Genomic DNA, 20,368 nt, shown 5'->3' with positions numbered 1-20,368 from the left:
AGGGGCCGCTTATAACAGTATCGTAAATTTTCCCTGAATTAAATGTAATATATTTAATGCAAACGTTACCGGTATCGTTTGAGGCATTTTGTAAGTAACGGAAATTTCCCCTGATCTTGTATTACAACACGTATATATCTACTTTTAGTGGGTGCTTCTATATTCCACATCTAATTTCAATTATTTCTTATGATGAGCTATCGCTTTTCCAGACTGCTGGTGTATCTTTTCCTATTCTCGTGTCTGGCTTGTAAAACTACCGGCAAAATGGAAAGCAGCCAGGTGAACTGGAAAAATATCCGGGTACTGGTATACACTAAGAACGGCAAGGGTTATGTACATGATAATATTCCGAATGCGGTAGCAGCATTTCAGAAAATGGGGAAGGAGCATGGGTTTACGGTGGATGTATCGGATGATCCGAAAGTTTTTACTGATGATAACCTGCATAAATACGCAGCACTGATCTTTACGAGCACAAACAATGAAGTGTTCGATACAGAGCAGCAGAAAGTTGCCTTTATGCGGTATATTCAATCCGGCGGCGGATTTATGGGTGTTCACTCTGCCATTGGTACAGAACGCAGCTGGACCTGGTTCAAACAATTACTGGGCGGAACTTTCCTCTGGCATGCGCGGTCCCAGTCTTTCAAAGTGAATGTGATAGATGCGGCACATCCTTCCGTAAAAGATGTGCCCAAGGTATGGACGCGGTTTGACGAATGTTATTTTTCAAAAGAACTGTATCCCGGCATTAAGGTGGTAATGGTACATGATGTATCCAGCCTGAACCCTAACCAGGATACCCTGATCAAAAAGAGCATGGGTTCTTACGGGAATCTTTACCCGGCGGTATGGTACCAGGATTTTGATGGCGGGCATGTTTGGTTCACCGCTTTAGGACATCATAAAGAAGATTATGAAAAAGCGGACCTTGTGAACCATCTTTACCAGGGACTTCATTGGCTGGTTGGGCAAACAAAGGGGAGAGACCTTTCCAAAGCCTATGCTACCAGTCCGCAAACACCGGTTCGTTATTAATAAATTTATAGATTGATGAAATATTCCTACATCCTGGCTTTAGGCTTGTTTTCAGTAGCCTGCAATCAGCCAACGGCAAAAGACAAAACCGATATGGTACAGCTGATCACTTTGGACCCCGGGCATTTTCATGCAGCCCTTGTGCAAAAGTCCATGTATCCGGGTATTGACAGTGTGGTAAATGTGTATGCTCCTGATGGTGCAGAACTGAATGCGCACCTTGCACTGATTGATTCTTACAATGCAAGGCCTGAAAATCCTACTCGCTGGAAAGAGGTGGTGTATAAAGGGCCGGACTTCCTGGAGAAAATGCTGGCAGAGAAAAAAGGCAATGTGGTGATCCTCGCGGGAAACAATAAATTGAAAACGGCTTACATCAACAAGTCTATCGCTGCGGGATTAAATGTGCTGGGCGATAAACCCATGGCTATTTCTGAAGCAGACTTCCAATTACTGGAAAAGACCTTTGCAGAAGCAGACGAAAAAAAGGTATTGCTGTATGATATCATGACGGAGCGTTCTGAGATCACCAATATCCTGCAGAAAGAACTTGCTCATCAGCCAGCCGTTTTCGGGGAACTGGAAAAGGGTTCTGTGGAAAAACCGGCTATTGAAATTGAAAGTATCCATCACTTCTATAAATACGTTTCCGGCAAGATCTTAAGAAGACCATCCTGGTTCTTTGATCCTGCACAACAGGGAGATGCCATTGTGGATGTGAACACCCACCTGGTAGACATTGTACAATGGATGGCTTTTGATACCACCATCATTGATTACAAAAAAGATATTGAAGTACAACAGGCAGAGAAATGGCCTACTCCTTTAAAACAATCTGAGTTCACTGCCATCACGGGAGCAGAAACCATTCCGGATAACCTGAAACCATTTGTGGTAATGGATTCTATTATCAACGTACCGGCTAATGGCACTATCCATTATGCGATCAATGGTGTGAATGCAAAAGTTACGGCACTCTGGAACTACCAGGCCCCGGAAGGCGGAGGAGATAGCCACTATGCTTTGGTGCGTGGTACAAAAGCGAACCTGGTGATCCGCCAGGGTAAAGAGGAAAACTGGAAACCAGAGTTATATATAGAACCGCTGGAGAATGATGAAAAGTTTGCGCAGGACCTTCAGGCAACGATACAATCGTTACAGCAGAAGTATCCGGGCATTGGGGTAGAGAAAAAAGAAACGAACTGGAAGATCACTATTCCTGATAATCTCAAGACAGGCCATGAAGCACATTTTGCAGATGTAATGCAGCGTTACCTGCAATTCCTGAAAGATGGTAAGGTTCCTGAATGGGAAGTACGCAACATGATCGCTAAATATTACGTGACCACAAAAGGACTGGCAATCGCCAGGCAACAATAAGGTTATATGATCACAAGCAGTGAATTTGAATTGTCCGGAAAACTGGCCCTGGTAACAGGTGGAGGCTCGGGACTAGGACTTTCTATCGCACAAAAGTTTGTTACATATGGCGCCCGCGTAGTTATTGCGGGCCGCCGGGAAGATGTTTTGCAGGCTGCTGTGGCCAAACTGGGAGTAAACGCAGCTTATAAAGTGTGTGATCTCTCCCAGCTTTCCGGAATCGGAGCTTTGGTGGAAAGTGTGGAAAAGGATTTTGGCGAGATAGATATCCTGGTGAACAATGCCGGTATCAATCTGAAAAAAAATGTGCTGGAAGTGAGTGATGAAGAATTTGCGGAAGTGGTGCGCACAAATCAACTCGCCGTTTTTTCCCTCACGCGGGAAGTGGCTAAAAAAATGACTGTGCGAAAAAAGGGCAACATCATTATGATCAGCTCTATGGCTTCGCAGTATGGCATTCCCAAAGTGATCGCGTACACGGCAGCAAAATCTGCGGTGGAGGGAATGACCAGGGCCCTGGCTGTTGAACTCTCGCCCCTGGGGCTTCGCATCAATTGCATTGCACCGGGCTTTATAGAAACAGACATGTCTGCCAAAGCATTGAACAACGACCCGGAAAGGAAGAACCGCGTGCTGAGCAGAACACCTATGCAATATTTAGGCAAACCGGATGATATAGGACTTGCTGCCGTATTCCTTGCTTCCGATGCCGCGAAATATATCACCGGAGTAGTTCTGCCAGTCGACGGCGGAAATTCAATCGGATTCTAAATCGTTAAAATATAATTCCACATGCATAAAAAGAAGAACCCGGAACAGGAATCTTCCCGCAGGAAATTCCTTAAAAATTCTCTCAAAGGCGCTGTTGGTACCTTAGCATTAACCAACTTCCCTACCATTGTTCCCGCCCATGTGGTGAGTGGCCCGCTGGCTCCCAGCAACCGCATCAATGTTGGATGTATCGGTAACGGGCGTATTTCCCGTGAACACGATATGCCCGGCGTATGGAAACATGATGTAGCCCGCATTATTGCTGTTTGTGACCTGGATAAGAACAGGCTGCAGTCTGCTCAAAAACTTGTGACAGATTATTACACAAAAAAAGGACAGGCCTCCTCAGATGCGGTTAAAATGTACGACGACTACCGCGAGCTTTTAAATAATAAAGACATTGATGCCGTTACCATCAGTACGCCTGATCACTGGCACGTGTTACCAGCTATTCATGCTGTACGTGCAGGGAAAGATGTATATATGCAAAAACCGGCATCGCTCACTATTTCGGAAGGAAGATTGCTGAGCAATGAAGTGCATAAGTCCGGCCGCATCCTGCAAATAGGTAGCCAGCAACGTTCCATGCCACAGTTCAAAAAAGCCTGTGAGCTGGTGCGTAACGGACGCATCGGTAAACTGCATACTATTTATGTGGGGCTGCCGATCGATAATCCCGCAGAAAGTACGGTTGAAACGGATATGCCCATCCCCGCAGGACTGAACTACGAAAAATGGCTGGGTGAAACACCTTATGTTCCTTATACTTTAAAGCGCGTGCATCCTACCAATGATTTTTCAAGGCCGGGATGGTTACGTTGTGAACAATTTGGTGCCGGGATGATCACCGGTTGGGGTGCTCACCATTTTGATATTGTGAACTGGGGCATGGGCACTGAATATACCGGGCCTATTGAAATTACCGCCAGCGCTGAGTTTCCGCCTGCCGGAAATCTTTGGGATGTACATGGGCCTTTCAAATCCGAGAACCTGTATGCCAACGGTGTGAAGGTATTGGCCAGTAACAGTTATCCCAATGGTGTGAAGTTCATTGGTTCTGAAGGATGGATCTTTGTTTCCCGCGGTAATTATTCTGCTACAGCAAACGATCCTGCTTCCGCTGCAAAGAACAGCAAAGCACTGGATGCAAGTGATCCGCGTATTTTATCTTCCGTAATAGGGCCTAATGAAATTCATCTGATAGACAGTAAAGACCATCATGGTAACTGGCTGGAATCTGTTATAAGCCGTAATCCGCCACTGGCGCCAATTGAAGTAGGGCACAGGGCTTGTACGGTTTGTCTCCTGAATCATGCAGGCATGAAACTGAAACGGAAATTATACTGGGACCCGATCAAAGAAGTATTCAAAAATGATGATGAAGCGAATGCCATGCTAACCCGTCCGCAGCGTTTCCCTTATGCATTAGATTGATCTGTTTTATAGCATACATTAGAAATGGGCTGTTCTGAAAATTTTCGGGACAGCCCATTTTCTTATATTTGGTGTTATGACAGCCCGGGACCTAATTCATCTTCGTCTTCATCATCAACTCCTTTCTCAAACAACAGCCACCTCGGTTGCCGAAGTGGTTACACATCTCTGTGCCATGCAGGCGCAGGATTATGCCGGTGCGAAATGGTCTGTTGGGCTACGTTTACCGGGAATTACGGATGCAGGTATTGAAAAAGCCCTCTCTGCAAAGGAGATTGTGCGCACAACTACCATAAGGGGAACTTTGCATTTTGTTTCTCCCGCAGATGTGCGCTGGATCAATGCATTTGTGCAACCTCGTATTGTTTCAAAATACACCGGGCGTTATAAACAATTGGAGCTGGACGATGCAGTAGTTAGAAAAAGCTATACAATCTTTGAGAAGGCTTTAGATGGGAAAGAACTAACGCGGAAAGAGCTGGAAGCGCTGCTGGTAAAAAATGGCATCGTGGTTACGAGTGATCGGATGAATCATTTCCTCAGCCGCGCGGCATTAGACCAGGTGATCTGTTGTGGTGTACGCCGGGGCAAGGAATTCACTTATGCTTTGCTGGATAGCTGGGCGCCTTCTTCTCCGGCCATAAGCATGGAAGAAGCAAGGGCAAAATTAGCCCTGCGTTATTTTACAGGACATGGGCCGGCTACAGTAAACGATTTTGCGACATGGGCAGGCTTAACGTTAGGAGAAGCAAGAGCAGGGCTGGCCGCTGTTGCAGGAGAACTTTCTCCCCTCTCTTTTAATGATACAACATATTGGATGAAGCCGCTAAGCAGTCCTTATAAAAACACTTCCGGCGTTTTTTTATTGCCGGGGTTTGATGAATATTTTATCGGGTATGAAGATAGGACGCTGATCGTAGATGAAGATCGTTTGAAGAAATTAATTCCTTTGAATGGGATCTTCAGTCCTACTATTGTTGTGAACGGAAGGATAGAGGGTACCTGGAAGCGGACGGTAAAAAAGAACGTGCTGCAAATGGAAAGCGCCCCTTTTCAGCCATTCAGTGATTCCCGCCAGCAGGCCATGGTTAAAGCATCCAGGCCATTTGCGAAGTTTATGGAACTACCGGTGGAATGGGATTTTTAGACAATGCCAGGAGTTCCTGATAATCTACCGGCGTTTTCCAGAGTTTTTCCAGCCGGTCCATCCGCTCCTGTAGCCTTTCTGTTTTTTCCAACAGGGGCCGCTGCCTTGCGGCGAACTGTTTTTTCATTTTCTTTAATTCTTTGCGAAGCTTTTTCATCTTTTGAATTTCGGGATATTTTGCTAAATACTATTTAACAATTATTTTTGATATATGTCCACAAACCAGCTTCCCCGGAATGCTTCCACAGCCTGGCGATTGAAGGCAATTTTTACCGGCTCTATTGGCAACCTGGTTGAGTGGTACGACTGGTATGCTTATGCAGCCTTCGCCATTTACTTTGCGCCTGTATTTTTCCCGGAGGGTAATTCTACTGTACAGTTATTGAATACTGCTGCCATCTTTGCCGTGGGCTTTCTCATGCGGCCGATTGGTGGTTGGTTATTTGGAAGTATTGCGGATAAGCAGGGGAGGAAAGCATCGATGACATTATCCGTGTTGCTGATGTCTTTCGGTTCTATGATGATTGCCTTCACGCCATCTTATACATCCATTGGTATTGCCGCGCCCATACTTTTATTGCTGGCAAGGCTTTTACAGGGATTGAGCGTGGGAGGTGAATATGGTACTTCTGCAACTTACCTGAGTGAAGTGGCTTTCTCAGACAGAAGAGGATTTTTTTCCAGCTTTCAGTATGTGACCTTAATCGGCGGCCAGTTATTCGCATTGGGTATTCAGTTATTGCTGCAGAAAGTTTTTCTCACGCCGGCTCAATTAAGTGAATGGGGATGGCGCATCCCTTTTGTGATCGGCGCACTTCTGGCGCTGGTGGCTTTATACCTTCGCCGCAATATGCATGAGTCTGTAGATCTGCATGATAAAAAGAAAGAACGTGGTTCTGTGATGGTGTTATTAAAGAAGCATCCACAGGCCGTGTTAACAGTGGTGGGACTTACTTTGGGAGGAACCATTGCGTTTTATACTTACACCACTTACATGCAAAAGTTCCTGGTGAATACCGTGAAGTTATCCAAGGAACATTCCACCATCATTTCTTTTTCCCTGATGCTGATCTATGCCTGTTTACAACCTGCATTTGGATGGCTCTCTGATAAAGTAGGCCGCAAACCTTTACTGGTGGGGTTTGGCGTGTTAGGTACATTGTTAACGGTTCCGATCCTTACAGCAGTGAGTGAAACAACTTCCGCATGGAGTGCTTTCTTCCTCATACTAATGGCATTATTAATTGTAAGTGGTTATACTTCTATCAATGCTGTGGTAAAAGCAGAATTGTTTCCTGCGGAAGTCAGGGCTTTGGGTGTTGGTTTGCCATATGCGTTAACGGTAGCCATCTTTGGAGGAACAGCAGAATATCTTGCACTTTATTTTAAGAACATCGGGCATGAGCCTTGGTACTACTGGTATGTAACGGGATGCATCTTCGTGTCGCTGTTGGTATATATCACTGCAAAAGACAGCCGGAAGGATTCCTACATGGATAAAGAACAATTATAAACAACATCACTATGCTTCCTTTTCGTGGAATGCCCTATGGTTATCCTCCAGGATTTTGTTATCCGCTTACAGAGATCTGTATGTACATCCTGTTCCTGTTATGTTGCCGGCATGCCTGGAAAAAAGGGCCGGGCAGTATGGCTTACCTGCTGGGCGGGTTAGGGTTTGGACTATTACTGGAGTATGTGAATGTATCCAGCAGCGGAGCTTATGTATATGGTAAGTTTATGGTAATGTTCGGATCTGCTCCCAACGATATTCCTTTATGCATTGGTATGGGTTGGGCCGTGATCATGTATACCGCAAGGTTAATTACAGATGCTTTGGGGATTCCGCTTTGGGCTGCTGCTGCTATTGATACTTTGCTGGCTATCAATATTGATCTGAGTATGGATGTGGTGGCCTACCGTTTACATATGTGGCATTGGGATTGGGAAGGCCGTACTACCGTTGCAGATTCTTTAACAGGCCAGTGGTTTGGGATCCCTTATGGAAATTTTTATGGCTGGTTACTGGTGGTATTCTATTATTCCGTGTTTGCACGATTACTGGAAAAAAGCCGCTGGACGAAGTTCACCGCCTGGCGTATTTCAATCCCATTATTGTCTATCCTCATTTCACAGGTAGCCTTGTATATTTCATTATTCCCTCTGGCCGATTGGTTGAAAACTTTTGGTGTAACAAGTATGCATCGGTTTGTGGCCTTGCTGGTGGTGTTTTCTGTAATGGCTGTTATTGGATGTAGAAAGCGGATTGGGGGAAGTGTATCTCGCTTACCTTTGGTAACCTGGTTAGTGCCGGGCTGGTTCCACGTGTATTTTACCTGTTGGTTCTTTGGTGCGGGTTTTTACCTGGAGAATCAATGGATGACGTTCTGGTGTATTGCGAATTTATGCGTGGGAGTGGTGATGCACATTTTATTACACCGGCATCTTTCCCGTAAATACAGCAATCTTCCTTAATTTAGCAGGATATGTATTTATACATCAAAGCGCTTCATATCATTTTTATTGTTACCTGGTTCGCCGGGCTTTTTTACATCGTGCGATTATTTGTTTATCACACGGAAGCACAATCTGCTGAAGAACCCCGCCGCAGTATTTTACAGGAACAATTTAAAATTATGATGAAGCGATTGTGGTATGGGATCACCTGGCCCTCTGCTGTGCTAACGCTGATCTTCGGGCCCTGGATGGTTATATTGCTGGGAGATATTCCCGGTTGGTTGTGGGTAAAGCTTGTTTTTGTGTTAGGGCTCTATAGCTATCACTTTATACTCCACGGCATTTTCAAAGGATTGATGAAAGATCAGTTCCGTTATACTTCTACACAGTTAAGGATCTGGAACGAAGTAGCCACTATTTTTTTAGTGGCCATCGTTTTTCTTGTTGTATTGAAAAGCTTGCTGAGCATGGCATGGGCACTGATTGGGCTGGTTGCTTTCACCGGTGTGCTGCTTCTTGCGATACGTTTATATAAAAAGGCCCGAGAGAAAAGATCTTCTTAATCTTTTTTCCCTAAGCTCAATTGCAGGGATACGCCTGCAGAGCTGAGTTTCACTTTTCCTTCTCCCACCCCGTTCAGCGGAACTTTCACATAAGGCTGTAATCCCCATTTCAATCTGCCCGATGTTTTTCTTTCGTACGTAACCCCGAGGTTGAGTACGGAAAAATAATGTTGGTTTTGATTGCTGAATTCGCGGGTGCGTTTGTTATTGTTAGCCCAGTAATAATCATACTTTTCCTTTAGCATGAAATAAGAAGATGCTCCGGCCATGGCACTCCAACTGCTCTTCGGACGATCGAGGAATGTATAGTTCACGTTCAATGGAACATCGAGCACATTACAATCCGCATCGATCTTTACATAGTTGGTGGGGTAGGAGAATTTATAATCTTTGGGTGTGGCGCCGTATACTTTTTTAGCGTAGATGGCGGCTACACTCAGGCTGAGACGGTTATTCACATGATAGCGTAAAAATAATCCGCCATTGAAACCGGGTTTTCCCCTTGTGAAAGATGGGGCAATATTAAAATCCGGGCCGAGGGTAATTCCGCCATCGAATCCGGTTTTCTTCTTTTTAGGTTTTTTCGTATAGCTATTAGCGGTAGTGTCTGTGGGTATGTTAATTACCGGGGAGTTATTCACATTAGCCGGTATGGAAATTTTTTTCAGTTGGTTAAATGGTATTGGTTGAATCTCGTAAGGCAACAGCGGGGTTGATCCTTCTGATGTGGTTGTTGGTTCTTTGATTATTATTACTTCGTTGGTGGATGTTTGTATTGGCTCTTTTGATGGACGCGTTGTTTTATTATTGGGTGTGGTTATTTTTTCCGATAGTGATGTGTTGGATGTTTTTTCTGTTGGTGATGTGTTAGGTGTTTTTTCTGAAAGTGTTGGTTTGTTGGCCTTGTTCAATTTTTCTGATAACGGTGTTGTTACGTTATCAGTTCCGGTAATTGCCGGCGTATTCACATTATTTCCCCCTGCGATATTTTCAACCGGCACATTTTGCACCGCGGTGGATTGGCCTTGTTGGGCATACCACCACCAGCCGCCTCCACCAAGGAGCAGGAGCAGGAGGAGCCCGGAAGTCCACCACCAAAAAACGGGTCGGCGCTTATCCGAATCGTCCAGCCGCTTTTTCATATCATCCCATGCGGCGGGATCGAAGGGGATATCTACCTCCTCCAGTTTTTTACGAATGCTATTTTCAAATTGTTCACTCATTTTTGCATTGTTGCGCCGATCTTGCCGGCGTCATTATTTTGAGACGTTAATTCTTCAATTTTCGTTTTCAATATTCTTTTTGCCTTGAACAAATTAGACTTGGAGGTACCTTCGGAGATACCCAACAGGTCTGCAATCTCCTGGTGTTGAAATCCTTCCATAACGTATAGGTTAAAAACGGTCTTATAAGCGGGAGGTAAGTCCTGCACCAGTTGGAGTAATTCTTCATAGGCAAGTTTGTCCAGTGCTTTATCATCAGACACCCCGAGATCATAGGCTTGTGTAATATCTTCAGAGAATGATATTTTCTTTTTGCTGCGTAAATGATCAATTGCCGTATTGGCCATGATCTTACTGAGCCAGCTTTTGAAAGGTCGGGATGTATCGTAAGATTGTATATGGTTAAAAATTTTCAGGAACCCATCGTTTAGAATTTCAATCGCCTCGTCCTTGTTAGATGCATAACGCAAACAGATAGCCATGGCATATCCAAAGAATTGCCGGTAAAGTGCCTCCTGGCTGCTACGTTTCCATTGGCAGCAACCTTCGATGATATCTGCTATGTCCTGCACTGTTTTTTGTTGCTATCTTAACTTACCCTGGAAAATCTCCTTTATCGAAAATCCTCCTCTCTTCATAAGTTACCGAATCTTTTTTAAAAGGTTTAGATGTTGTTCTTTGCTTCACATCTTTTACGTGTTTCAATTCACAGGAGTTGCCTTTGATGTGGAAAAATTACTTTTTTTTCACCTTCGTAAAAGCCATTTTTACCCCTTTCTTCAAAAAGCCATTTTTTAAGCCTTTTATTGATTTTGGGGCGATTTTGATACTACTACATTACCTAAGGGGAGATCGTTGAAATTTGGGGATGTTTTTATTTTATTGATTTTCAATTAGTTATGTTAAAAATAGAAAAAGCACCCTGTTGGAGTGCTTTTTCGTTTATGCTGTAAATAGATTTTTTATCTGCCCATGAAAACCATGAGAATTTGTACATCGCTTGGATTAACTCCGCTGATCCGGCTGGCTTGTCCTAAAGTGCGCGGTTTGATACGGGTGAATTTTTGCCGTGCTTCGTTAGAAAGTGAAACGAGTTTGGTGTAATCGAAAGAATCGGGGATGATCAGATCTTCCAGTTCGCTCATTCTTTTCACCAGCTCATTTTCTTTTTCGATATAAGTATCGTACTTCACCTGGATTTCTACCTGTTCCAAAACTTCCCTGCTGAATCCGGTGAGCGCATTTCCAACTTTTCCGATCTGCTCTTTCATAGACATAATATCCAACCCGGGGCGCAGTAATATCTGGTGCGCTCTTTGTTTTTCCTTCAGCGGGGAAGATCCGTTTTGCTGCAACCAGGTATTGATTTCCTCGGGTTCAAGTGCTAATTCTTTCAGAATGGTTTTCACCTGGTCTACTCCGGAGAGCTTTTCCCTGGTTTTCTGCATCCTTTCTTCTGTAGCGAGCCCTAATTTATAGCTCTTTTCTGTGAGGCGGAGGTCTGCATTATCCTGGCGGAGTAGTGTTCTGAACTCAGCCCGGGAGGTAAACATGCGGTAAGGTTCGTCTGTTCCCTTGTTGATCAGGTCATCAATTAATACGCCTATGTAGGCTTCGCTGCGTTTCAGTACAAGTGGTTCGAGCTCTTTTGCTTTTTGATGAGCATTGATCCCGGCCATTAATCCCTGGCAGGCAGCTTCTTCATACCCTGTTGTTCCATTGATCTGACCGGCAAAAAAGAGGTTGGATACCTGTTTTGTTTCTAATGAAAACTGCAATTGGGTAGGTGGGAAGAAATCGTATTCGATCGCGTAGCCGGGGCGGAAGATCCTTACATTCTCAAAACCGGGAACTAATTGCAGTGCTTTTAGTTGAACTTCTTCCGGTAAAGAGGTGGAAAATCCGTTCACATAGATCTCTACAGTATTAAAACCTTCTGGTTCTACGAACAATTGATGGCGTTCTCTTTCTGCGAAACGGTTGATCTTATCTTCAATACTTGGGCAATATCTTGGTCCTGTTCCCTGAATCCTTCCCTGGAACATGGGTGATCTGTCGAAACCAGTGCGGAGGATATCATGTACCTGTTCACTTGTATAGGTGATCCAGCAGCTTCTTTGTTGGGAAGGTTTGATCTTTTCCACATCCATGTAAGAGAATCCTACGATCTCTTCATCTCCTTTTTGTTCTTCCATTTTGGAATAATCCAGGCTACGGCCATCCACACGGGGAGGGGTACCTGTTTTGAGACGGTCACTTTCAAAGCCCAGGGAAACCAGTTGTTCTGTGATGCCCGTGGCTGCTTTTTCTGCTACTCTGCCGCCGCCGAACTGTTTATCGCCGATGTGTATGACACCATTCAGGAAAGTGCCGTTGGTAAGGACCACAGATTTTGCCTGGATTTCATGTCCGAGGCCGGTTATTACACCATGGCAAACGCCATTTTTAATGAGTAAACCTTTCACCATATCCTGGTAAAAGTCTACGTTAGGGGTATTTTCTAACGCTTCTCTCCATTTTGCGGCAAAGAGCATGCGATCATTTTGTGTTCTTGGGCTCCACATAGCGGGGCCTTTACTCCGGTTCAGCATCCTGAACTGGATCATGGATTGGTCTGTGACGATGCCTGAGTATCCACCGAGGGCATCTATTTCGCGTACAATTTGTCCTTTTGCGATACCACCCATAGCAGGGTTGCAACTCATTTGGGCGATTGTTTGCATATTCATGGTTACGAGCAACACACGGGAGCCCATGTTGGCTGCAGCGGCTGCAGCTTCACATCCGGCATGTCCGGCACCGACAACAATAACATCGTAAGAAGGGAACATTATGAAAATTTTGAGAGTGCAAAGTTAAGTATAAAGATTGATGGGAGGGGCTTAAAACAATCTGTTTATCAGGGAGCTGTTGTTTTCTGAGGTGTTTAAGAGGAGATATTGATAAGGGGGTTCATGAAGGGGGTTTTAGAGAGGGAGATTTGATTTTGTTGCAGGAGTTTTTTTTGCATGGAGGCATGTTGTTTTTGGGATTTTTTACAGGAAGAAGGTAGATCTTCCGTAGAATTATCGGAGTTGGTTATAAAGAGGAGTTGTTTTTTGCATGCTATTGCAGCAAACCGGGTAGAAGTAAATAGAACCAATTCTTGATCATGAACCTGTTTCGGAAATGCTTTTTCTTAAAAAGTAGACTGTACAGGGAGGATGTATATAAAGGAACTAACCGTGTTGTGAAAGAATAAACGCCTAATGAAAAAAGAATAGAGATAGTGACCTTGCTTTAAAAGGGGGATTTGATAAACGCCCCGGGGCTGAATTATTGGAATAACTGTGTAAAACACATCGTATTAAGGTATTTATAGGGCAGATCTATTTAGATGATTCCTCTTTCTTCTAAATGAGTAGATAAAATTCTTGTTTTAAATAAGATTAGAGTAGATAGAGGATGAATTATTGAAAGGATGTATAAAAAGAAGGGGGTTCTTTGTAACTCAAATAGATAAAATCCCTAAAAAGACCCCCTCTCTTTTAGGAAATAGGGATAAACAAAAGAGAGAACAGAAGAAAATGACCAGATCTTAAGGAAGATTTGGTATTTGGGATGGTACACTATGCCCGTCATAGTGTACGCGGAAGATATCTTTCCTTAAAGCTAAGGCTCGTGCGAATGTTTTTAGACAGATTTAACTGTTAAAATGGAGGTTTTGGGGAAGAATCTAAGAGATTGGACTTGGATTTACTTATAAAACAAAGGATTCTCTTTTTAGGAAGGGAAGTGGAGGTATACTAGTTAAAGGCTATTTATCTAAAAAAGGCCATAGTTGTAACGCTATTTTAGAATAACACTGAATAATTAGAGCTTTTCCTCATAAGAATATTGGAATTAGCTGGATATTCCGTAAGGATTGTAGCTAGAAGTTAACATTATAAAGAGGAGGTTCCCATCATTTTATTTCGCCAGGATAGATGTTCCACGTGGAACATCTATAAACAAGTGCTTAGGAAGGTAAAGAAGTAGAAATTATGCCAGGAGCAGCTTCCTAAAAGATCCATCACAGGATATTGGAAAGCTGCTTTATAAGAGAAGATGAATATTCCCACATAAAACAACAGGAAACCCGCAATAATTCTTTCTATCAAGAAGATCAAAGAAATAAACAGACCCTTTGGGAAATACTAAAGCGGAAAAAGCATCCGGGAGTTAGCATCTATTTACGTTCATAAGATCTCCCTACCTACATTTCCTTAGTAGAAACAGTGCTATAGTTCCTTTTATATTAGGTAAACGGCCCAATAAACAGGGAGGGTCGCTAAAAAGGAAGGAAAATAATGATAGCAAAAGGTGATCATGTATGAATAATGGAAAATCCAGGTGAGCTAAAATAGATTACGAACTGGTAAAACCATCAGTGAATACCGTTCTATATCCCGTGGTGTATGCGAAGTGAATGGTACCGGCAGCCTGGCTGGGTATCACGGAAAGGACAAGATCTACAGTGATAACTGTAAGATCCTATTAAGAAAATAAAGGCAGGCAAAATCAGGAGCGCAGAATCCCATAAAAGGAGGGGAGGATTTCTCCTGTTAGTAGACAATCTCCTCTTAAAAGAGGATTTCATTCAAAAAAACCTTGTATGACAGATGTTCCACGTGAAACATCTATACGAATTAAAAAAGGGATGTTCCACGTGGAACATCCCTTTTACTTTTCGAAGTATAAACTAAGATACTCATCCTCTTTCTGTCGCATGAGTGCTTCTTCCTTTTTCGTCTTATCCTTATATCCGCACAAATGTAAAGCCCCATGAAAAATAACCCGGTGCAATTCATAGTTTTCTGTTACCTCAAAGTTTGCCGCATTCTCTTTCACCCTATCGATACTTATGTATATTTCCCCTTCGGTTACTTCCGGGTCATCTGATAATTCAAAAGTGACGATATCTGTATAGGTATCGTGCTTCAAAAACTCCTCGTTTAGCTGCAGAAGATATTCATCTGTACAGAAAACGTACTGTAGGTGTTTCAATCCCTGTTCCTCTCTCCGGAATAACTCCTCGATAAAAGCTTTGAGCCGGGTTCGATCTTTCATCCCCACTTTTACCTCATGTGCTGAAAATTGTACTGCCATCGTGTAAAATTAGAATGAAAAGTTGGTTCTGCCATAAGGTTTCAGTTTCCCGGAAGATAAAAATAAAGGGTAGAATATTACTTTTAGCTTTAGCGAACAATAGAAAACACCAGCCATGCATAACGATCATACAAAAATAATTCACAGAAGAACCCCGGAATCAGCAGATATGGTAGCAAACGTTAAACGTGCAACAGCTATCACCACAAAACTTAACCGATTAACCTTTGATGATCTTGATGAAATACGGACCTTGTTCAGTGAACTAACCGGCAAAGAGGTAGACCAAAGTTTCCTGCTAATCCCACCATTCTATACTGCCGGCGGAACAGAAATACGCATTGGGCAGAATGTTTTCATAAATCAGAACTGTACCTTCTATGATCTCGGTGGTCTCCATATCGGAGACGATGTTATGATCGGACCAAATGTAAGCATCATCACAACAGGTCATCCCCTTGAACCTTCACAACGCCGGGCTATTACAATTGGAAAGCCCATTGTAATTGAAAGGAATGTTTGGATCGCTGCCGGTGCCATAATTATTGGTGGCGTGACCATAGGTGAAAACTCAGTTGTGGCTGCAGGTGCTGTGGTCACAAAAGATGTTCCCCCGAATACCCTGGTTGGAGGAAATCCTGCGCGGCCCATTCGCGCCATCAGTAACGATGATCTCAACCAGGAAGAAGCCAGGCAAGATTCAAACTGAAACAAAAACCATCTCTGCAACTGTAAAACCGGCTATCCCTCTTTTTTGCATATTCCCCTTTGTGCCATACCTTTGCATCGTAATTAGCTGGGGCTTTGGTCACAGATTGGTTTTAACTCGATCAATAAATCATCATGATTAAACTTTCTTCCCTTACGCTTGGCAAAAGTGCAGTGATCAGGGATTTCGAGAAAAGTGATATCCATATTAAATTAATGGAAATGGGTTGTGTACCAGGAGAAACAGTTAAAGTAGAAAAGATTGCACCTATGGGAGATCCGATCTGTATTATTGTTGCCGGGTACAATCTATCACTTCGCAAAACAGAAGCAGATCATATCTGGGTAGAAGAGATCGCTATCTAACAATAACAGCAAAAGATTTTATAAAGGATGTCTGATAAAGGCATCCTTTTTTATTTGTACAAAGAGAGCGGATTTCCCTCTACTTGATTCTTTATTCCCAGTGTTTCTTTATCCTCAAAATATCGAACGATCAATAAACAAATACCCTATCTCAAGCCTATGTCAACCCTATCTAAGTAAGTGAATGAACAAGCACAAAAAAAGTCCCGGGAGAATTATTCCTCCCGGGACTGTATGAAAATTTTCTATGGATTATAATCCTGCCTGTGCACTTATCTCCAGCATCCTGTCGATCGGTTTCTTGGCGGCGATGCGCAAACCTTCTTCCATGGTGATCTCTGGTTCTTCGTATTCCATGCAGAGATACAATTTCTCCAGGGTGTTCAATTTCATATGCGGGCAATCATTACATGCGCAGGCATTATTTGGCGGCGCAGGAATGAACGTTTTGGCAGGATTCTCTTTTTGCATCTGGTGGAGGATCCCCGTCTCCGTTACTACAATGTATTCCTGGGCATCATCGCGCTGGGTGAATTTCAGCAGGCCTGTGGTGGAACCTATAAAATCTGCAATGGCCAGTACGTTTGCTTCACATTCCGGGTGTGCGATAATCTTCGCTTCAGGGTGACGCACCTTTAACTTGGTGATCTTTTCCAGGCTGAAGATCTCGTGTACCATACAGGCTCCGTTCCATAACACCATATCCCGACCCGTTTTCTTGATCAAATAAGACCCCAGGTTGCGGTCGGGTGCGAAAATGATCGGCTGGTCCTTCGGAACGCTTTCAATGATCTTTTCGGCATTAGAGCTCGTGCAGATGATATCGCTGAGCGCTTTGATACCTGCAGAACAGTTTATGTAAGAGATTACGATGTGATCCGGGTATTTGTCCCTGAACTTTTTGAACAGCTCAGGAGGAGCACTGTCTGCCAGGGAACAACCTGCTTTCAGGTCCGGCAGCAGTACTTTTTTCTGTGGACTGAGGATCTTGGCAGTTTCGGCCATAAAGTGCACGCCGGCAAATACGATAATGTCTGCATCTGTTTTTGCGGCCTGCTGGCTCAGCCCAAGGCTGTCTCCAATATAATCTGCCACGTCCTGGATATCAGGCTCCTGGTAATAGTGTGCCAGGATGATCGCGTTCTTTTCTTTTTTCAGTCGGTCTATTTCCGCAAAAAGGTCCAGCTTAACGTCCACCTCCACGTCAAGGAACCCTTTTTTCTGTAAATTTTTTTTTGCTTCCGCTAATTCTATAATCATAACTATAGATTAATTTTTCTTTTTAAAAAGAAGAGAAAACCCACTACTATTAGGGGTGTGAATATGGGGGAAACTCAGCTCCTTACCCTGATACAAATGTACTTGTTATTATTATTTTAGTGACTATCCACAGCAAATTAACATTGCTTTTTCCCGTCAATGCTGAGTTTGGCATGCTTTATCCACAGTGTTAACAAGGATGCAACTGAACAACTTTTCGGGGCTGTGGGTATTAAGAAATTGTTAAAAGAGCAAGGTTATCCACCGCCTGAGATTTGAAAATTACCCGGCGATGAAAAACAAATTTAGTTTTACCTCCTTCTCAAGGGGTGTTTACCCACAGAAAACAGCGTTAACCCCATGGTTATTCACAACAACTGTGAACAAACTGACCCGCTTTTCTGAAATCTAAGCGGCCGAAAATTTTTCCTGTTTTCTTTAGATCAATCCACATTTTGTTGTGGATTATATCGGGCATATGCTTATTTTGTGGATAACCACGTGTTTATTCTACCGGGCGCCAAACCCGGAAATAGCCAAATGGCGGGCCTTTAACAAGATTTATAACAACCAATACCTATCTCTTAATTTCGGGCAAAATGTGGATAAAGTGTGCATGAAGATAGAAATCCACCCCCTTTCCGTACCGCTCAAACCCTTTGCTGTATTGACTTTCGGGGTTAAAAAACCTATTTTGCAGTTACAACTATTTTATTCTATTTTTGCTTCCTCTAAAATTTAGACTATATAATATATGTCAGTTATTCAGAAAATCAGGGACAAATATGCCGTTGCTATCATTGTAGTGATCTGCGTGGCTATTGTGAGCTTTTTGCTACAGGATGTATTTTTCGGAAAAAGTTCCATGTTTTCACAAAGTACCACAGCAGGTAAAGTGAATGGCGAAGAGCTGGATTACCGCGAATATCTCCGAAGGATAGATGTTGCACAAAACCAGGCACGTCAGCAACTGCAAGGTGCTACCCTCGGTGATGAAGATCAACAAAGGATCCGTGAACAGGTTTGGAACGAATTCATTCGCGAGCAGATCATGACAGCACAGTATAATGAACTGGGCATTGAAGTGACCACCGCTGAAATTGCTGATCAGATCAATGGTAAAAATCCTAACCCACTTGTACTCCAAAATTTCTCCGATCCTCAAACCGGTCAATTCGACCGTTCTATCCTGGACCGTGTAAGAGAAAATGCAAGGCAGGACCAAACCGGCCAACTGAGTGCTCAGCTGGTACAGTTCGATAACATGATCGCTGAATACCAAAAGAACCTTAAATATATTACGTTGGTTCACCAGGGTATCTATTATCCTAAATGGTTGTCTCAAATGCAGACTGCAGAAAATGCACAAACCGCTAACATTAGTTATGTGCAGGTTCCTTACGCTACTATTTCAGACAGCACTATTAAAGTGACCGATGCAGAATTGAATAAATATATCCAGGACAACAAAGTACGTTTTGAAGTTCCGGAAAGCCGCAGGGTGGAATATGTTTCTTTTGATGCATTACCTTCTGCTGCAGACAGTGCTGCTGCTATGAGCGAACTGGTAAAACTGAGAGCAGAAATGGATACTACTCCGGACATTGCTGGTTTTATCAAACTGAATTCCGAATTACCTTATTATGATGGTTTCGCTTCCCGCAGCACGATACAAGTGCCAGGCAAAGATTCCATCCTCGATATCCCTGTAGGTACAGTGTATGGACCTTACCAGGATAACAACCTGGTGGTATATGCTAAAATGATTGCGCGTAAAACCATGCCGGACACTGCAAAGATCCGCCAGATCTTTATCGCCGTGCAACCTGGTCTTACTGACTCTGCTGCAAAACACCGTGCGGACAGTTTAGAATCTGCTATCAAAGGCGGTGCTGATATTGCTGCACTTGCCCTGCAATTCTCCGATGATCCAAACAGCAAACAAACCGGCGGTGAGTATACACTTACTCCCAGTGGATACTTTGCACCTGAATTGCAACTCGTAAAAGATTTTGCTTTTGAAGGAACTACCGGCGCTATCAAAACGGTGAAACTGCCGATCGGTTATGTTGTGGTAAAGATCACAGAACAAAAGAACTTTGGACCAGCGTTGAAAATTGCGTACCTCGCTAAACGTGTGGATGCGAGCAGCACAACCAGCAGCGAAGCTTTAGGCCGCGCCAACGATTTTGCTACCGCTAACCAGGACCAAAAAACTTTTGAGAAAACCGTACAGGAAAAAGGATTGAACAAACGTATCGCAGATAACATCAGCCCAATGGATTTTGTACTGCCAGGTTTGGGAAGTTCCCGTGAAATTGTAAGCTGGGCTTACAAAGCAAAGAAAGGAGATGTGAGCCCTGTGTTTACACTGGAAGATAAATTTGTAGTGGGTGTTTTAACCGGTGCCCGTGAAAAAGGTACTGCTCCACTTTCTGAAGTTCGCCCGATGGTAGAAGCAGAAGTGAAGAAAGATAAAAAAGCAGAACAGATCATCGCTAAACTGAAAGAGCCTGCAACAATTGAAGCTGCCGCCAGTGCAACTAACCAACCTGTATTAACTGCAGAGGGTGTTAGCTTTGCTCAGCCTTTCATTGCTTCTATTGGTTATGAGCCCCGCGTAAGTGGTGCCGCTTTCAATAAAGCATGGGGTACTGCAAAAGCTTCTGCTCCTATAAAAGGTAATACCGGTGTGTTTGTTATTAAAGTGAGCAGTTTTGTGCCGGCTCCTCAGCCTGCTATGGATTATGCACAACAACGCCAGGCTTATGAACAAAGTCTGAAACAATTTGCTGATCAGCAATTGTTCGAAGCGTTGAAGAAGAAAAGCAACATTACAGATAACCGTGCCACCTTCTTCCCAGGTAATTAATTTTAGAAAAGATATAGTC

General features: G+C 43.5%; 17 protein-coding genes. 11 read left to right on the top strand and 6 right to left on the bottom strand.

Features of this window, described 5'->3' with window-relative positions; translation table 11 throughout:
* Window positions 1–267: 267 nt before the first annotated feature.
* The 5 genes from BUR42_RS21070 to BUR42_RS21050 all read left to right on the top strand — a co-directional run bounded on the left by BUR42_RS21070 (window position 268) and on the right by BUR42_RS21050 (window position 5,773).
* Window positions 268–1,041 (top strand): ThuA domain-containing protein, encoded by a 774-nt coding sequence (locus BUR42_RS21070; RefSeq protein WP_234979774.1) that lies wholly within the window; start codon window positions 268–270, stop codon window positions 1,039–1,041.
* Window positions 1,042–1,056: 15 nt separating this feature from the next.
* Window positions 1,057–2,421, top strand: coding sequence for a putative oxidoreductase C-terminal domain-containing protein (locus tag BUR42_RS21065; RefSeq protein ID WP_074241584.1), 1,365 nt, complete (start codon window positions 1,057–1,059; stop codon window positions 2,419–2,421).
* 6 nt (window positions 2,422–2,427) lie between these two features.
* Window positions 2,428–3,192: an SDR family NAD(P)-dependent oxidoreductase gene (locus BUR42_RS21060; protein ID WP_074241583.1), complete on the top strand. Its 765-nt coding sequence runs from the start codon at window positions 2,428–2,430 to the stop codon at window positions 3,190–3,192.
* A gap of 21 nt (window positions 3,193–3,213) precedes the next feature.
* Window positions 3,214–4,626 (top strand): Gfo/Idh/MocA family protein, encoded by a 1,413-nt coding sequence (locus BUR42_RS21055; RefSeq protein ID WP_074241582.1) that lies wholly within the window; start codon window positions 3,214–3,216, stop codon window positions 4,624–4,626.
* A 76-nt stretch (window positions 4,627–4,702) separates the two neighbouring features.
* Complete coding sequence (locus BUR42_RS21050) at window positions 4,703–5,773, top strand: winged helix DNA-binding domain-containing protein (RefSeq protein ID WP_074241581.1); 1,071 nt, start codon at window positions 4,703–4,705, stop codon at window positions 5,771–5,773.
* Here BUR42_RS21050 and BUR42_RS21045 read toward each other — a convergent pair.
* Window positions 5,742–5,930 carry a hypothetical protein gene (locus BUR42_RS21045; protein WP_074241580.1) on the bottom strand — a complete coding sequence of 63 codons (189 nt, stop codon included), beginning with the start codon at window positions 5,928–5,930 and terminating at the stop codon, window positions 5,742–5,744. The genes BUR42_RS21050 and BUR42_RS21045 overlap by 32 nt on opposite strands.
* 54 nt (window positions 5,931–5,984) lie before the next feature.
* On the opposite strand from BUR42_RS21045, the gene BUR42_RS21040 reads away from it, so the two are divergent.
* The 3 genes from BUR42_RS21040 to BUR42_RS21030 are packed head-to-tail and all read left to right on the top strand — an operon-like array spanning window position 5,985 to window position 8,793.
* Window positions 5,985–7,286: an MFS transporter gene (locus tag BUR42_RS21040; RefSeq protein WP_074241579.1), complete on the top strand. Its 1,302-nt coding sequence runs from the start codon at window positions 5,985–5,987 to the stop codon at window positions 7,284–7,286.
* A gap of 11 nt (window positions 7,287–7,297) precedes the next feature.
* A complete protein-coding gene (locus tag BUR42_RS21035; RefSeq protein WP_084185741.1) occupies window positions 7,298–8,248 on the top strand; it encodes a carotenoid biosynthesis protein in 951 nt (316 codons plus the stop codon).
* Window positions 8,249–8,259: 11 nt separating this feature from the next.
* Window positions 8,260–8,793, top strand: a complete 534-nt coding sequence (locus BUR42_RS21030; RefSeq protein WP_074241577.1) for a CopD family protein — start codon at window positions 8,260–8,262, stop codon at window positions 8,791–8,793.
* Here BUR42_RS21030 and BUR42_RS21025 read toward each other — a convergent pair.
* The 4 genes from BUR42_RS21025 to ybeY form a co-directional block, all read right to left on the bottom strand.
* Entirely contained in the window at window positions 8,790–10,016 is a 1,227-nt protein-coding gene (locus BUR42_RS21025; protein ID WP_074241576.1) for an outer membrane beta-barrel protein, read from the bottom strand. The genes BUR42_RS21030 and BUR42_RS21025 overlap by 4 nt on opposite strands.
* On the bottom strand, window positions 10,013–10,588 hold the full coding sequence (locus tag BUR42_RS21020; protein ID WP_074241575.1) for an RNA polymerase sigma factor: 576 nt from the start codon (window positions 10,586–10,588) through the stop codon (window positions 10,013–10,015). Before BUR42_RS21020 ends, BUR42_RS21025 begins: the two co-directional genes overlap by 4 nt.
* Window positions 10,589–10,978: 390 nt before the next feature.
* A complete protein-coding gene (mnmG, locus tag BUR42_RS21015) occupies window positions 10,979–12,847 on the bottom strand; it encodes a tRNA uridine-5-carboxymethylaminomethyl(34) synthesis enzyme MnmG (protein ID WP_074241574.1) in 1,869 nt (622 codons plus the stop codon).
* 1,870 nt (window positions 12,848–14,717) lie between these two features.
* Window positions 14,718–15,143: an rRNA maturation RNase YbeY gene (gene ybeY / locus BUR42_RS21005; RefSeq protein ID WP_074241572.1), complete on the bottom strand. Its 426-nt coding sequence runs from the start codon at window positions 15,141–15,143 to the stop codon at window positions 14,718–14,720.
* 115 nt (window positions 15,144–15,258) lie between these two features.
* Here ybeY and BUR42_RS21000 point away from each other — a divergent pair, with 115 nt between their 5' ends.
* Together BUR42_RS21000 and BUR42_RS20995 are read left to right on the top strand one after the other, a co-directional pair.
* Window positions 15,259–15,852, top strand: a complete 594-nt coding sequence (locus tag BUR42_RS21000) for a sugar O-acetyltransferase (RefSeq protein WP_074241571.1) — start codon at window positions 15,259–15,261, stop codon at window positions 15,850–15,852.
* A 134-nt stretch (window positions 15,853–15,986) separates the two neighbouring features.
* The gene (locus BUR42_RS20995) at window positions 15,987–16,217 is read left to right on the top strand and encodes a FeoA family protein (protein WP_074241570.1); all 231 of its coding nucleotides are present in this window, start codon (window positions 15,987–15,989) and stop codon (window positions 16,215–16,217) included.
* A gap of 252 nt (window positions 16,218–16,469) precedes the next feature.
* Here BUR42_RS20995 and nadA read toward each other — a convergent pair whose 3' ends face one another.
* On the bottom strand, window positions 16,470–17,477 hold the full coding sequence (gene nadA, locus BUR42_RS20990; RefSeq protein ID WP_074241569.1) for a quinolinate synthase NadA: 1,008 nt from the start codon (window positions 17,475–17,477) through the stop codon (window positions 16,470–16,472).
* 754 nt (window positions 17,478–18,231) lie between these two features.
* On the opposite strand from nadA, the gene BUR42_RS20980 reads away from it, so the two are divergent.
* On the top strand, window positions 18,232–20,349 hold the full coding sequence (locus BUR42_RS20980) for a peptidylprolyl isomerase (protein WP_074241567.1): 2,118 nt from the start codon (window positions 18,232–18,234) through the stop codon (window positions 20,347–20,349).
* The last annotated feature ends 19 nt before the right edge of the window (window positions 20,350–20,368 follow it).

Origin of the sequence: Chitinophaga niabensis (genome assembly GCF_900129465.1) — a bacterium.
GTDB classification, from domain to species: domain Bacteria; phylum Bacteroidota; class Bacteroidia; order Chitinophagales; family Chitinophagaceae; genus Chitinophaga; species Chitinophaga niabensis.
This window is presented reverse-complemented; position numbering and strand designations above follow the sequence as displayed.